This is a genomic window from Mycobacterium paraseoulense, from assembly GCF_010731655.1.
Taxonomy (GTDB): Bacteria; Actinomycetota; Actinomycetes; order Mycobacteriales; family Mycobacteriaceae; genus Mycobacterium; species Mycobacterium paraseoulense.
Genome location: NZ_AP022619.1, coordinates 3,393,744 through 3,407,043 on the forward strand (window position 1 = coordinate 3,393,744; position 13,300 = coordinate 3,407,043).

The 13,300-nt window shown below is 66.1% G+C and carries 14 protein-coding genes; 12 read left to right on the plus strand and 2 right to left on the minus strand.

Features of this window, described 5'->3' with window-relative positions:
* Positions 1–221 precede the first annotated feature (221 nt).
* Both G6N51_RS15710 and G6N51_RS15715 read left to right on the plus strand, forming a co-directional pair.
* A complete protein-coding gene (locus tag G6N51_RS15710) occupies positions 222–671 on the plus strand; it encodes a nitroreductase family deazaflavin-dependent oxidoreductase (RefSeq protein ID WP_083168149.1) in 450 nt (149 codons plus the stop codon).
* 35 nt (positions 672–706) lie between these two features.
* Positions 707–1,075, plus strand: a complete 369-nt coding sequence (locus G6N51_RS15715) for a DoxX family protein (protein WP_083168144.1) — start codon at positions 707–709, stop codon at positions 1,073–1,075.
* An 18-nt stretch (positions 1,076–1,093) separates the two neighbouring features.
* Here the strand turns inward: G6N51_RS15715 and G6N51_RS15720 are convergent, their stop codons facing one another.
* Positions 1,094–2,353 carry a M18 family aminopeptidase gene (locus tag G6N51_RS15720; protein ID WP_083168664.1) on the minus strand — a complete coding sequence of 420 codons (1,260 nt, stop codon included), beginning with the start codon at positions 2,351–2,353 and terminating at the stop codon, positions 1,094–1,096.
* Positions 2,354–2,633: 280 nt separating this feature from the next.
* Here G6N51_RS15720 and G6N51_RS15725 point away from each other — a divergent pair, with 280 nt between their 5' ends.
* The 3 genes from G6N51_RS15725 (at position 2,634) to G6N51_RS15735 (ending at position 5,246) form a co-directional block, all read left to right on the plus strand.
* Positions 2,634–3,644, plus strand: coding sequence for a Dyp-type peroxidase (locus tag G6N51_RS15725; protein ID WP_083168140.1), 1,011 nt, complete (start codon positions 2,634–2,636; stop codon positions 3,642–3,644).
* A complete protein-coding gene (locus tag G6N51_RS15730) occupies positions 3,641–4,444 on the plus strand; it encodes a family 1 encapsulin nanocompartment shell protein (RefSeq protein ID WP_083168135.1) in 804 nt (267 codons plus the stop codon). Before G6N51_RS15725 ends, G6N51_RS15730 begins: the two co-directional genes overlap by 4 nt.
* A gap of 61 nt (positions 4,445–4,505) precedes the next feature.
* Positions 4,506–5,246 carry an SDR family NAD(P)-dependent oxidoreductase gene (locus G6N51_RS15735; protein WP_083168131.1) on the plus strand — a complete coding sequence of 247 codons (741 nt, stop codon included), beginning with the start codon at positions 4,506–4,508 and terminating at the stop codon, positions 5,244–5,246.
* A gap of 14 nt (positions 5,247–5,260) precedes the next feature.
* On the opposite strand, the gene G6N51_RS15740 is transcribed toward G6N51_RS15735, so the two are convergent.
* Positions 5,261–6,964, minus strand: a complete 1,704-nt coding sequence (locus tag G6N51_RS15740) for an MOSC and FAD-binding oxidoreductase domain-containing protein (RefSeq protein ID WP_083168126.1) — start codon at positions 6,962–6,964, stop codon at positions 5,261–5,263.
* Positions 6,965–7,159: 195 nt separating this feature from the next.
* On the opposite strand from G6N51_RS15740, the gene G6N51_RS15745 reads away from it, so the two are divergent.
* From G6N51_RS15745 to G6N51_RS15775, 7 genes are all read left to right on the plus strand, one after another.
* Entirely contained in the window at positions 7,160–8,032 is an 873-nt protein-coding gene (locus tag G6N51_RS15745; RefSeq protein WP_083168661.1) for an alpha/beta fold hydrolase, read from the plus strand.
* Between the two features lie 66 nt (positions 8,033–8,098).
* Positions 8,099–9,460 (plus strand): TetR/AcrR family transcriptional regulator, encoded by a 1,362-nt coding sequence (locus tag G6N51_RS15750; RefSeq protein ID WP_083168123.1) that lies wholly within the window; start codon positions 8,099–8,101, stop codon positions 9,458–9,460.
* Positions 9,461–9,596: 136 nt separating this feature from the next.
* Positions 9,597–10,643, plus strand: a complete 1,047-nt coding sequence (locus tag G6N51_RS15755; RefSeq protein ID WP_083168118.1) for a zinc-binding dehydrogenase — start codon at positions 9,597–9,599, stop codon at positions 10,641–10,643.
* A gap of 45 nt (positions 10,644–10,688) precedes the next feature.
* Positions 10,689–11,570, plus strand: coding sequence for a DUF427 domain-containing protein (locus G6N51_RS15760; protein WP_083168114.1), 882 nt, complete (start codon positions 10,689–10,691; stop codon positions 11,568–11,570).
* Positions 11,567–11,998, plus strand: a complete 432-nt coding sequence (locus tag G6N51_RS15765; protein WP_083168109.1) for a VOC family protein — start codon at positions 11,567–11,569, stop codon at positions 11,996–11,998. The genes G6N51_RS15760 and G6N51_RS15765 overlap by 4 nt, the downstream gene beginning before the upstream one ends.
* Before the next feature lie 39 nt (positions 11,999–12,037).
* Positions 12,038–12,601: a TMEM175 family protein gene (locus G6N51_RS15770; protein WP_083168658.1), complete on the plus strand. Its 564-nt coding sequence runs from the start codon at positions 12,038–12,040 to the stop codon at positions 12,599–12,601.
* Between the two features lie 2 nt (positions 12,602–12,603).
* Positions 12,604–13,284, plus strand: coding sequence for a haloacid dehalogenase type II (locus G6N51_RS15775; RefSeq protein ID WP_083168104.1), 681 nt, complete (start codon positions 12,604–12,606; stop codon positions 13,282–13,284).
* Positions 13,285–13,300 lie beyond the last annotated feature (16 nt).

Here is a 13,300-nt window from a genome sequence, read left to right on the forward strand (position 1 = left end):
GCTGGTGGCACGGGCGATCACACGGGGCCAGCGCGGGCCGTACCGGTCGTCTGCTGTCATCAGTCCTCCGAGAGATTGCGGACTTTAGGAGATGACGACGAGGCGTCGCGGTGAAAAGTTACGCACGCGTGGGTAACTTTCCGCGCCGCCGATCCGTCCTTGGATACGGGTTGCTGGTGACCAGACCTGCCACCGCAACGAAATACGCGATAGGAGAAGTGATGTCCCGCCCGACGCCCCCTCGTTGGCTCAAGCCGATGAACAAGTTCATGATCGCGCTGCAAAGAATCGGCGTACCGACTGGACCACCCATGGTTTTGACGGTGCCGGGCCGCAAAACGGGTCGACCGCGCAGCACGCCGATGACACCGTTCACGCTGGATGGGCAGCTTTATGCGGTGGCCGGGTTTCCCGGTGCCGATTGGGCGCTCAACGCCCGCGCCGCCGGCGCAGGAACGCTCGGCAAGGGCCGAAAGACACGGCACGTGAAGATAACTGAGCTGACTGCCGCGCAGGCTCGCCCGGTGTTGCGCCAATATCCGGCCGAAGTGCCGATCGGTGTTGGCTTTTTGAAACGCTCCGGACTGGTGCGTCAAGGCAATCCCGAAGAGGTCGAGGCGCTGGCCGGTCGCATCGCCGTGTTCCGGCTGGACCCGATCGCGGCGAACTGACTGCCCCGTTGATCGGTCATCCCGAAAGGCGCATCATGCACACCGCATACCTCGTCGTGACGATCTTCGCCATCGGTCTCAACGCATTCTCCGGCGTCAGCGCGCTGGTCCACTTCGCACCGATCCTGCCACCCATGCAGCGGGCCGGGGTGCCGGTGTCCTGGCTTACGTTTCCCATCGGCACTCTGAAAACCCTGGGCGCCCTTGGGCTTATCGCCGGCCTGTGGGTTCCGCCCCTCGGCATCGCCGCGGCAGCCGGACTGACCATCTTCTTTGTCTGCGCGATGTACACCCATGTGCTCGCCGACGACATCTCCGGGCAGTTCGCATTCGCCGGGTTCCTGCTCGCACTCAACGTCGCGACCTTCGCGCTCACCGCGCTCGTCCACCCTGTCGTCATCTAGAACGGCAGGCCGGCCGCACTAGGGCTTGGGCGAAAGAAACGCTTCCATCGCGGCTGAGTAGGCGGCTACGTCGTGCGCGCCCATCAGCTCGCGCGCGGAGTGCATCGCCAGCTGCGCAGCACCGACGTCGACGGTGGGGATCCCGGTGCGGGCCGACGCCAGCGGGCCGATCGTCGACCCGCACGGCAGGTCGGCGCGGTGCTCGTACCGCTGCAAGGCGACCCCGGCCTGTTCGCAGGCCAGGGCGAAGGCCGCGGCCGTACGTGAGTCGGTTGCGTAACGCAGGTTGGGGTGCACCTTGAGCACGGGTCCGGCGTTGACCTCGATGAGGTGGCCGGGCTCGTGCCGCTCCGGATAGTTGGGGTGAGTGGCGTGCGCCATGTCGGCCGAGGCCAGCAACGAGTCGGGCAGCCGGCGCAGGAAATCTTCCCGGGTGCCGCCGGCCGCGAGCACGATCCGCTCGAGGACGGTGCCCAGCAGGTCGGACTGGGCGCCGTGGTCCGAGGACGAACCAACCTCCTCGTGGTCGAAGAGCACCAACACCGGCAGGAAGCCCCGCGGTTCAGCCGCCAACAAAGCCTCCATCCCCGCATAGCAGCTGGCCTGGTTGTCCAGCCGGGGCGCGCTGAGGAGGTCGGCGTCGGCGCCGACCGCCCCCGATGGTGTCAGGTCATGGGTCATCAAATCGGCGGCCAGCACCTCGGTCGGCGCGACACCGGCGCGGTCGGCGACGAACTCGAGGAATGATTTCGTTTCGGCGCCGACGCCCCAGACCGCGTTGACGTGGCGCTGCGGGTCGAGCGTCAGCGATTTGCGGTCCTCGGCCAGGTGGATGGCCAGCTGCGGCACCCGCAGGATCGGGTCGTCGATCCGGACCAACCGATGCTCGACCCCGGCGCCGACACGCACCGACAACCGTCCACTGATGCCGAGGTCACGGTCCAGCCAAGAGTTGAGCCACGCTCCGCCGTACGGCTCCAGCGCGACCACCCGCCAGCCGGCGACCAGCCGATCCGGATGCTGCTTGACCCGCAGATTCGGGCTGTCGGTGTGCGCCCCGACGATCCGGAACGGGCCCTCAGCCCCATCGGAGTTCCACGCGACCAGCGAGCCGGCCCGCACCGTGAAGTAGCGCCCCGGTTCGCCCGGCCAGCGCTCACCCTCGCCCAGTTCGGTGTATCCGGCGGCAGCCAGCCGCGCGGCCACCGTCGCGCAGACATGAAACGGCGACGGAGAAGCGTCGATGAAATCGCAGAGGCCTGCGGCGCTGGCCGACATGTTCAACATCATGGCGGCCGGCGCTCGCCGTCGCCACGCTAGGTCCGATTGCGCGGCTCCTTCCTCGCGCCCTTCCGGCGCTCGCCATCGCCACGCTAGGTCCGATTGCGCGGCTCCTTCCTCGCGCCCTTCCGGCGCTCGCCGTCGCCACGCTAGGTCCGATTGCGCGGCTCCTTCCTCGCGCCCTTCCGGCGCTCGCCGTCGCCACGCTAGGGTCGATTGCGCGGCTCCTTCCTCGCGCCCTTCCGGCGCTCGCCGTCGCCACGCTAGGGTCGGCAGAGTGCCTCCCGTCCAGCCGCAGCCCATCCTCGAGCCGTTGACGCCGGCGGCGGTCTTCCTGGTGGTGACCATCGACGACGGCGGGGAAGCGACGGTTCATGACGCGCTGCCCGACATTTCCGGGCTCGTGCGCGCGATCGGGTTTCGCGAGCCGCCGAAACGGTTGTCGGCCATCACCTCGATCGGCTCGCAGGCCTGGGATCGCTTGTTCACCGGGCCGCGTCCCGCCGAGTTGCACCCGTTCGTCGAGCTGAAGGGCCCGCGGCACACCGCCCCGGCCACGCCCGGGGACCTGCTGTTTCACCTCCGGGCCGAGAGCCTGGACGTGTGTTTCGAACTCGCCGACCGCATTCTGAGGTCGATGGCCGGTGCCGTCACGGTGGTCGACGAGGTGCACGGATTCCGCTACTTCGACAACCGCGACCTGTTGGGCTTCGTCGACGGCACCGAAAACCCCGACGGGCAGCTCGCCGTCAGCGCCACCGCCATCGGCGCCGAGGATCCCGAATTCGAGGGCTCGTGCTACGTGCACGTGCAGAAGTACCTGCACGAAATGGATTCATGGAATTCGCTTTCCGTCAGCGAGCAGGAGCGGGTGATCGGCCGCACGAAGCTGGAAAACCTCGAACTCGACGACGACGAAAAGCCGGCCAACTCCCACATCGCCCTGAACGTCATCACCGACGACGACGGCACCGAGCTCAAGATCGTGCGACACAACATGCCGTTCGGTGAACTCGGCAAGGGTGAGTACGGCACCTATTTCATCGGCTATTCCCGCACGCCGCGGGTCACCGAACAGATGCTGCGCAACATGTTCCTCGGGGATCCGCCCGGCAATACCGACCACATCCTCGAATTCTCCACCGCGGTCACCGGTGGCCTGTTCTTCTCCCCCACTGTTGACTTCCTCGACGATCCACCGCCGCTGCCCGCAGCGCCGGTGGCGGAAAAGCCTGCCGCACAGGACGGCTCACTTTCCATCGGCAGCCTGAAAGGAACCAGTTTATGAACAATCTCTACCGCGACCTGGCCCCGGTCACCGAAGCCGCCTGGCACGAAATCGAATTGGAGGCGACGCGCACCTTCAAACGCCATGTCGCCGGCCGCCGGGTGGTCGACGTCAGCGAGCCCGGCGGTCCGGTCACCGCAGCGGTCAGCACCGGGCGCCTGATCGACGTGGCGTCACCCTCCGACGGAGTGGAGGCTCACCTGCGGACCAGCAAACCCCTTGTGCGTCTGCGTGTTCCGTTCACCCTATCGCGCTACGAAATCGACAACGTCGAGCGCGGGGCGCAGGACTCGGACTGGGACCCGGTCAAGGCCGCCGCCAAGAAGCTGGCGTTCGTCGAGGACCGCGCGATTTTCGAGGGCTACGCCGCCGCGTCGATCGACGGCATCCGCACGTGCAGCTCGAACAAGCCGCTGACCTTGCCGGCCGACCCCCGCGAGATCCCCGACGTCATCACCCAGGCGATCTCGCAACTGCGGTTGGCCGGTGTCGACGGTCCCTACTCCGTCCTGCTATCCGCCGACGTCTACACCAGGGTCAGCGAGACCACCGAACACGGATATCCCATCCTCGAGCACATCGACCGGCTGGTTCCCGGGGACATCATCTGGGCACCGGCCATTGACGGCGCATTCGTGCTCACCACCCGCGGCGGCGACTTCGACCTGCAGCTCGGAACCGACGTGTCGATCGGGTACACCAGCCACGACGCGGACACCGTGCAGCTGTATCTACAGGAGACGCTGACATTCCTGTGCTACACCGCCGAGGCGTCTGTCCCGCTCAGCTCCCAGGAATAAACCGTGACGGCAAGCTGCTGACGGGGAGGCAAGTGAACTTCTCTCCCGGAGGCAGGGTTCGATGGCAGCAACAATGGCCGGCTCCACCGCGCTGGTGACCGGAGCCACGTCGGGGATCGGCCGAGCGATCGCGCTACAACTCGCGGAACGCGGAGTCGAGGTGGTGGTGCACGGCCGCAGCGCCGAACGCGGCGCCAAGACCGTCCGTGATATCGAAAACGCAGGCGGCAGGGCGCGTTTCGTCGCGGCGGACCTCAACGATGGAGACGACGTGCGTCGCCTGGCCGCCGAGGCCGGACCGGTCGACATTTTGATCAACAACGCCGGCATCTACAAGTTCGGCGCGACCGCAGACACCGACGATGCGACGTTCGACGACCACGTGAATGTGAACCTGCGCGCCCCCTACATCTTGGTCCAGGAGTTGGTACCGGGAATGGCCGAGCGTGGCGCCGGCGCGGTGGTCAACGTGAGCACAGTTGCGGCCTCCGTTCCGGCGAGTGGCGCGGGTATCTACGGCGCGACGAAGGCCGGGCTGGAGTCGCTGACGCGCGTGTGGGCGGATGAATTCGGTGGATCGGGCGTGCGCGTCAACGCGATCGCGGTCGGGCCAACCGATACTCCCGGTTTGGCGGCTCTACCCGGTGTGTTGGAGGCGGTGGCGGGCAGCACCGCGCTGGGCCGGGCCGCCGAGCCCAGCGAAATCGCGAGAGCGGTCGTCTTCCTCAGCTCCGCCGACGCGAGCTATGTCAACGGCGCCGTGGTGCCCGTGACCGGCGGTCAACGCGCAATCGCCGCCTGACGCATCGGCTTTCGCTACAGGTCGAGTGCGAGCTCGGTCTCTGGAGCCGCCGAGCAGATGAGTACGGTTCCTTGCGCGGGCGGCTCCAGCGGCTGCTGCACGTACGTGGTGCTGCCCGCAACGATCCCCGTGACGCAGACGTGGCAGACCCCGCTTCGGCAGGAGAACCGGGTGGGCACGTCGCAGGCTTCGGCCAGCTCGAGGATGCTTCCGTACCGGGATGACCAGTTGACCGTCAGGCCGCTGCGCGCGAAGGTGATTGGCGGGCCGAACCCCTGGACACCTACCGGGGGATGCGGCGGCTTGCGAGGGGCACCGTCGACGATGCCGGGATTGATCGGTGGCAGGGCGCCGAACAGCTCGCTATGGATTCGGTCGGGGTCCAGGCCGCCAGCGGCGAGTGCGTCGCGCATGTCGACCATGAATTGGGTTGGGCCGCAGAGGTATGCCGTGGCGTCGGTCGGGATACCCAGCGCCTCGATGGCCGCTCCGTCCGGCCGCCCCTGTGTCTGTGTGTAGAAGACCGACTGCCGCGCACTCGGCAAGGATCCGATCAAGGTGTCGACCTCGGTTGCGAACGTTTGCGTTTCGCGATCGCGGGCGGTGTGCAGCCACCAGATGTCGCGGGGGCTGCCGGCCGCGCCGAGCGCGTGCAGCATGGCCAAGACGGGCGTGATGCCGATTCCCGCGGATATGAGCAACACCGGACCGCCGCCATCGGTGAGGTAGAAGTCGCCCCGCGGGGCGGCGGCCTCAACGACCGAACCCGGCTCGACGTGGTCGTGCAGCCATCGACTCACCAGGCCACGGCTTTCGCGTTTGACGCTGATGCGGTAATACCCCGCGGCGGGGTCTCCCGAGAGGGAGTAGCTGCGCAGCGGCGCGGGGGTGCCCGCGCCGGGAACTCGTACCGTGAGGTATTGCCCGGGAAGAGGCGCCGGCAGCGCGACATGGTCGTCGGCCTCAAGCCGGATGGACATCACTTGTGGGCTCTCCCGGCGTATCGCGCCGACGCGTAAGGGGCGAAACCCGTCCCACGCCCGCGGCGCGCCAGGGAGCTGGCGCGCCGACCCCTGGCGTGAGTCGAGCATTTCCCGGAACGACTGCTGCCAGCCGGGGCTGAGCGCGGGGACATCGACGACCTTGCGGAGTCGGTCAAGGTCGCGGTTCGGCAGGTACAACAGCGCATCGACGTCGGCGACGCTGAGCTCGTGGCGGCCACGGCGGGTACGCACGATCTCGTCACCGGCGCGGACCTGCCCCTCGGTGATCACCCGGAAATAGAAGCCCGGGCGCCGTTGGGAGACAAGCAGGTTCGGCATCCTCGGTTCGTTCAGTCGGAGGCCAACACGGAAGCATGTCACGCGCGGCTGGGTGACTTCGAACTCGGCTTCACCGATCCGGTAGCGGTCACCGATGCACACCTCGTCATCGGGAAGCCCGGTGACCGTGAAATTCTCCCCGAAGTGGCCGGGCACGAGGTCGTCGCGACCCAGGTATTTCTGCCAATAGTCGTACGACTCGGCCTGATACACCATGACGGCACGCTGCTCGCCACCATGGCCCCCCAGATCACCCTGGCCGTCGCCGTCGATGTTCAGCCGTCGCACCATGACCGGGCCCTCGACCGGAGTCTTCCAGATCCCCGTATAGACGGCCTTTTCCCGCCAGTGCACGTTTCTGGGCAGACCGACATTCACCGAAACCAGCTTGCCCACCGTGTCACCTCCCAGGCCCCTTGATTGGGAGGGCTAACCCAGAGTATGCCGCCCGGCCCGCAGTGCCACAAGAGGTGGGCTATCGCACCGTCCCCGTCTGGTGCATAATGGGTTACACAGCCCAAACTGTCCCGCGCGGTGATTTCAGTGAACCTTGGCCGAGCGGCGCGCCGGGGCGAGATTCAGGAGGAACTCATGCCGGCTGTCCATCATCGATACGCCACCGTCAACGGTCACCGGCTCTTCTTCCGGCAAGCGGGCGACCCAAGCGCTCCCGCGCTCGTGCTGTTGCACGGCTTTCCGACCAGCTCCTACATGTTCCGGCATCTGCTGCCGGCACTCGCCGACCGCTATCACGTGATCGCACCGGACTACCTGGGCTTCGGGCTTTCCGACGCGCCGTCCGTGCAAGAGTTCGACTACACCTTCGACGCCCTGGCCGACCTCACCGCCGGGTTGTTGCACATGCTCGGCGTCGCCAAATACGCAATCTACGTCCAGGATTACGGTGCGCCGGTCGGTTGGCGGCTGGCGCTGCGCGACCCGTCGGCGATCACCGCAATCATCACCCAGAACGGCAACGGCTACAACGCGGGATTCGTCGAGAACTTCTGGAAGGTCGTGTGGGCCTACCAACGCGAGCAAACACCCGAGGCCGAGGCCGAGGTACGGCAGTTCCTCACGCTGGACGCCACCCGGTGGCAATACGTCACCGGCGTTTCCGACGAGACCCTCGTCGACCCCGAATCGTGGCATCACGACTACGCGCTCATATCGCGTCCCGGCAACGACCTGGTGCAGCTGAAGCTGTTGCGGGACTACGCGACCAACGCGCCGCTCTATCCGCGCCTGCACGAATACTTTCGTGCCAGCCAGGTGCCCCTGCTCGCGGTGTGGGGTCGGGGGGATGAGATATTCGGCCCGGCCGGCGCCGAGGCCTTCGCCGACGACCTCCCGGATGCCGAGATCCGACTGCTCGACGGCGGGCACTTCCTGCTGGAGTCCGCGCTGGACGACGTCGCCGCGCTGATTCGCGGCTTCCTCGCCAAGGTTGACATGACCACCTGACCGGTTCCGGGGATCAATGGGTTTCATATCCCATAATTCCCGACGCTCGCGGGCTAGCCTGACGCGATGGCCCATTCCGATGTTCAGGACGAACAACGGTTGACCGCCAAGGGGCGTGCCACCCGGGACCGCATCGTGGCAGCGGCCGCCCAACTGATTGTCACCGAGGGACTGTCCGCCTCGAACATGGAGAACGTACGCAGGGCGGCGTCGGTCAGCGGTTCGCAGCTCGCCCATTATTTCACCGACAAGAGCGCCCTCATTCGCGCGGTCATCCGGCGTCAGATCGGCGTGGTTCTCGACTTTCACCGGCAGCCCAAGCTGGGTGGTCTGGCTTCGTTCGCCGACTTCGAGCGGTGGATCGACCTCAATATGAGGTACCTCAGGCGCATCGGATACCTCGGCACGCCCACCTATCACGCCCTTGCCGCGCAGCTGGCGAAGTCCGACGACGCGACGCGCGAAACGCTTGCGGCCGGCTATTGGCAGTGGGTCGACCTCATCGAGGCGGCGATCCAGCGAATGAAAGATGACGGCATCGTGGTCGCTGAAGCCGACCCGCGGACGCTGGCGATCGTGATTGTCGCCGCCCATCAAGGCGGTGGCACCTTGGCCTTCACCTACCGCGCGGAATGGCCGCACGCCGACGCCATCCGCTTCGCGATCAACTACCTGCGCAGCTTCGCCACCGATCCCGGCGAGCGGGTTGCCCGGCCCGCCCGGCGTGCTCGGCGCCTGGGCAAGGGCCCCAACCTAACTGAGGCCAGCCCAACACGTTTCACCCGCAAGGGACAGGCGACGCGCGCGCACATCGTCGATGTCGCCGCCGGTCTCATGTTCGAGCGCGGCGTCGCCGGCACCAGCATCGAGCAGGTGCGGCGAGCGGCCGGGGTCGGCGGCTCACAGATCACGCACTACTTTCAGGACAAGCGCGAACTGACCCGCCAGGTGATCGCCGCCCGCCGCGAAGACGTACGGGCCTTCCACACTCAGCCACCGCTTGGCGCCCTCGACACCCTCGACGCCCTGCAGGCGTGGGCCGACGCCTGCGTCGCCGACATCGACGCCGTATACCGTTTAGGAGGTTGCGTCTACGGCTCTTTGGCGGGGGAATTGATCGACGCCGACGACGACTTGCACGACGATCTCTCCGCCGGCTATGACCAGTGGATCGAGCTTTTCAGGACAGGCCTTGCGGCCATGCGCCGGCGCGGCGAGCTGTGCCCCGATGCCGACCCGCGCCACCTGGCGGTTTCACTTGTCGCCGCGCACCAGGGCGGTGCGATGCTGACATACGCCACCGGGGATCCCGAACCTTTGCGGGCCGCGGTCAACGCCGCCGTCGACTACGTGCGCGCGTTCATGACGCACGCCCGCAGGGGCCGATCCGCTCCGCCGCGCCGTCGCGGCCCTTCCCGGGCCAAGTGAGTCCACCCCACTGGACAAATTGGGACGGATAGCCCATAATAACTGGGTCAGCTGGCCCATTACGGGCGGAAGCTCACCGGCTCCGTTGCGCACATCCAGATATGAATGCCCACTCGGCATTTGGGAGGAGCGGCAAGTGTCGACCACCGAAGCGCCCCAGCTACCCACCGCGCCCGCGGTCGTGCGCGAGCGGCCCGGCGGCGAAACCATGCGGGCTGTGATCCTCCGGGGGTTCGGCGGCGTGGACAGGCTCGTCCACGCCGACATTCCGAAGCCGCTGCCCAGGCACGGCGAAGTGGTCATCGAAGTCAAGGCGTTCGGCGTCAATCACGCCGAGCTGCACATGCGTCGCGGGGAATGGGCCGAAGCCGCGGAGATCAGCGGCATCGAATGCGTCGGCATCGTCGACTCGTGTCCGGGCGGCGAATTCCCCGTGGGCGCCAAGGTGGCCGCGTTGATGGGCGGTCTTGGCCGTACCATCAACGGCAGCTACGCGCAGTACACCCGCGTGCGCGCGGCGAACGTCGCCGCCATGGAATCCGAGCTGCCCTGGGCACAGTTGGCCGCGCTGCCCGAAACCTACGCGGTCGCGTGGACATGTCTCTTCCGCAACCTCGGCCTGAAGTCGGGACAGACGCTGGTCCTGCGCGGTGCGACCTCGTCCCTCGGGCAGGCCGCGCTCAAGATGGCCGTCGCCGCCGGCGCGCGCGTCATTGCCACCGCGCGAAGCCACGGCCGGTTTCCCATGCTCGTGGAGCTGGGCGCATCACGCGTCGAATTGGAAAGGCGCGACCTGGCCGACCATCTCCCGGAGGCCAAGCAGGTCGATGCCGTCCTGGACTTGGTCGGAAACAGCACCATCCTGGACTCCCTCGACATGCTGCGCCGCGACGGAACGGCCTGCCTGGCGGGGTGGCTGGGCGGGCTCGACCCGATCGGGAATTTCAATCCGCTGTTGCACATGCCAAGCGGGGTCAACTGGAACTTCTTCGGCAGCTTCGTGTTTGGGACCCTCGGCTTTCCGCTCTCGGATGTCCCCCTGCAAGCCATCGCACGCCAGGTCGCCGACGGCACGTTGGAAGCCAAGCCGTCCCGCGTCTTCGCCTTCGACGAGATCCGCGAGGCGCACCGCGTGATGGAAGCGGGAGAGGCCGGCGGCAAGATGGTCGTCGTTCTGCAATAGAGAAGCCTGTTCCGGCAAAGAAATTCGCGGAGAAGGGACTCGACGATGGGGCTGGCATGGCAGCAAGGTCCGCTTGCGACCGGATCAGCGGGACGATTCCTGACCGAGCAGCCGTTACCACGACGACTGCTGTACGCCGAGCCGCTGCGAAGGCGAATGCGAGTGCAATTCGCGGACAGGTGGATCGCTGACAGCGAGAACGTGGTTCTGTTGCACGAGCCGGGTCGCTATCCGGTCGCCTACTTCCCGCTCGGCGACATCGAGGCAGACATCGTGTTGGCCGAGGATCGCGTCACAGAGCATCAGGACCTTGGTGACACGCAGTGGTTCACCATCAAGGTCGCGGAGCGGGAGGCCAGCCACGCGGCTTGGCGGCATACCTGTCTGCCGCCCTATGCATCGGACCTCGACGGGCGTCTCGCGTTTGCCTGGCGCGCCATGGACGCCTTTTACGAAGAGGACGAGCGCATCGTCGGGCATGCCGCGGACGCCTATCATCGCATCGACATCCGTTCCACAGCACGGCATCTGATTGTTCGTGCTGGTGACAGTGTGATCGCCGATACCCAGCACCCGCTGGCGCTTTATGAGTCAGGATTTGCGCCACGCTGGTATGTGCCCCGCGAGGACATTGACGAGTCCGCTCTCGAAATAATTGAGACGCAAACCTTTTGCCCCTACAAAGGAATCTGCTCCTATTACGATATCGGCGACCGGAAACGCGCGGCGTGGTCCTACCTCAGCGCATGGCGCGAGGTGAGGCGGGTGGCCAACTGGGTTTCCTTCGAACCGGATAAGATTGATGTCTACCTCGACGACGAACAGCTTGAACTCGAGCCAGGCCAGACCGTCATTCCCCACGGCATCGACCGCGGACTGGACACAGATGAGGTCTTAGGGAAGACACCAACCGCGGGGATCCCATGACGGTTTCCCTCGAAGTTGTCGTCGTGCCCGTCACGGATCCCGATCGCTCGCTGCGGTTTTACCGTGACCAGGTTGGCTTCAAGCTCGACGTCGAGTACGCGCCATCCTCCGAATTCCGGGTCATCCAGTTGACACCCGAAGGGTCGGGTACCTCGATTCAATTCGGCATCAATCGAACCGACGCGCCGCCGGGCTCGCTGCAAGGTCTCTACCTGGTCGTTCGCGACATCGAAGGCTACCGCGCGGAGCTTGTGGGACGCGGGGTAACGGTCAGCGACATCCGGCATAAGGACACGCGCGGTGGCTGGCGCGGCGGGTTTCTTCCTGGCCCAGCTAGCGGCCGCACTGACTATGCGAGCCTTGCGGATTTCCGCGATCCCGACGGTAATGCGTGGGTGTCGCAGGAACGAAACCATCAACGAGCCTGAGGAGGCGCAGTGGTTGTGCGCAAATCCAGTCCCGACCGGGTGGGAGCGTTCTCCGACGGTGTGTTCGCGGTGCTCATCACGATCTTGGTGCTGGAGCTCAAGCCTCCGACCGCCCACAGCTTCAGCGCCCTAATCCCGCTATGGCCCACCGGCCTGAGCTATGTGGTCAGCTATTTGTTCATCGCGATCGTATGGGTCAACCATCATCACCTGTTCGGCTATGCGGAGCTGGCGACGCCGCGACTGGTGTGGTCGAACTTCGCGCATTTGTTCTCGGTCTCGCTCATCCCGATAACCACCGAGTGGATCGCCGACAGTAGGTTCGCCGCCGCCCCCGTGGCCTCATATGCGTTCGTGTTCGTGCTCGTAAACATCACCTATCTCGCACTGTGCTGGGAAGTGGTCGACCGGCCCGCTCCTGAAGAAGTCACGGATCGAATGCGCAGGTTGTTGCGGATGAGGTCATTCATCACGATCGGCGTCTTCACAACGGCCGGCGTGGCCGCGCTTTGGTGGCCCTTTGTGGGGATGGCTTTGATTTGTTTGTGTTTGATCGGGTATCTCCGGCCGGATGCTCCAACTCTGAAGAAGGACAAGCCGTGACCATGCGCGTACCGTCAGTCCTGGTTTTCGACGTCAACGAAACGTTGGTCGACATCGAGTCACTCGCACCGCTTTTCACCGAACTGTTCGGCGATCAGCGGGTGCTCCGCGAGTGGTTCGCCCAGCTGGTCATGTACTCGATGTCCGCGACATTGGCGGACAGTTACGTGGACTTCTCCACCCTGGCCCAAGGCGTGTTTCGCATGGTTGGCGATATCCACGGCGTGGCCGTCTCCGACGATGACGCGCACCGCCTGAAGACCGGCCTGCTCACCATGCCGGCACACCCGGACGCGGCTGAAGGGCTCGCGCGCTTGCGGGACAACGGCTTTCGCCTTGTGACCCTTACCAATTCGCCGCCCAACCCGGACGGCCCGACGGCGCTGCAGAGTTCCGGGCTGGCCGAATTCTTCGAACACCAATTGAGCGTCGACGCCTGCCACGCCTTCAAGCCCGCGCCCGCCGTGTACCGATACGCGTGCGAGACGGTCGGGGTGGCACCGGCCGACTGCATGATGGTGGCCGCACACGTGTGGGACACCCTCGGCGCCCAAAAGGTCGGCTTCGGCGCTGCGCTCATTACCCGACCCGGCAATCCGCCGCTGCCCGTCGACGCGCTGCCCCAACCGAATCTGGTAGCGAGCGACCTGCGCCAGCTGGCCGCGACGCTCATCGCCAACTGACGCAACACGGGGAGGA

Bases quoted from the DNA above. Each gene is read 5' to 3' on its own strand.
- G6N51_RS15710 (WP_083168149.1), top strand. From the start codon at position 222: ATGTCCCGCCCGACGCCCCCTCGTTGGCTCAAGCCGATGAACAAGTTC.
- G6N51_RS15750 (WP_083168123.1), top strand. From the start codon at position 8,099: ATGGCCCATTCCGATGTTCAGGACGAACAACGGTTGACCGCCAAGGGG.
- G6N51_RS15745 (WP_083168661.1), top strand. From the start codon at position 7,160: ATGCCGGCTGTCCATCATCGATACGCCACCGTCAACGGTCACCGGCTC.
- G6N51_RS15775 (WP_083168104.1), top strand. From the start codon at position 12,604: ATGCGCGTACCGTCAGTCCTGGTTTTCGACGTCAACGAAACGTTGGTC.
- G6N51_RS15760 (WP_083168114.1), top strand. From the start codon at position 10,689: ATGGGGCTGGCATGGCAGCAAGGTCCGCTTGCGACCGGATCAGCGGGA.
- G6N51_RS15735 (WP_083168131.1), top strand. From the start codon at position 4,506: ATGGCAGCAACAATGGCCGGCTCCACCGCGCTGGTGACCGGAGCCACG.
- G6N51_RS15715 (WP_083168144.1), top strand. From the start codon at position 707: ATGCACACCGCATACCTCGTCGTGACGATCTTCGCCATCGGTCTCAAC.
- G6N51_RS15765 (WP_083168109.1), top strand. From the start codon at position 11,567: ATGACGGTTTCCCTCGAAGTTGTCGTCGTGCCCGTCACGGATCCCGAT.
- G6N51_RS15720 (WP_083168664.1), bottom strand. From the start codon at position 2,353: ATGTCGGCCAGCGCCGCAGGCCTCTGCGATTTCATCGACGCTTCTCCG.
- G6N51_RS15730 (WP_083168135.1), top strand. From the start codon at position 3,641: ATGAACAATCTCTACCGCGACCTGGCCCCGGTCACCGAAGCCGCCTGG.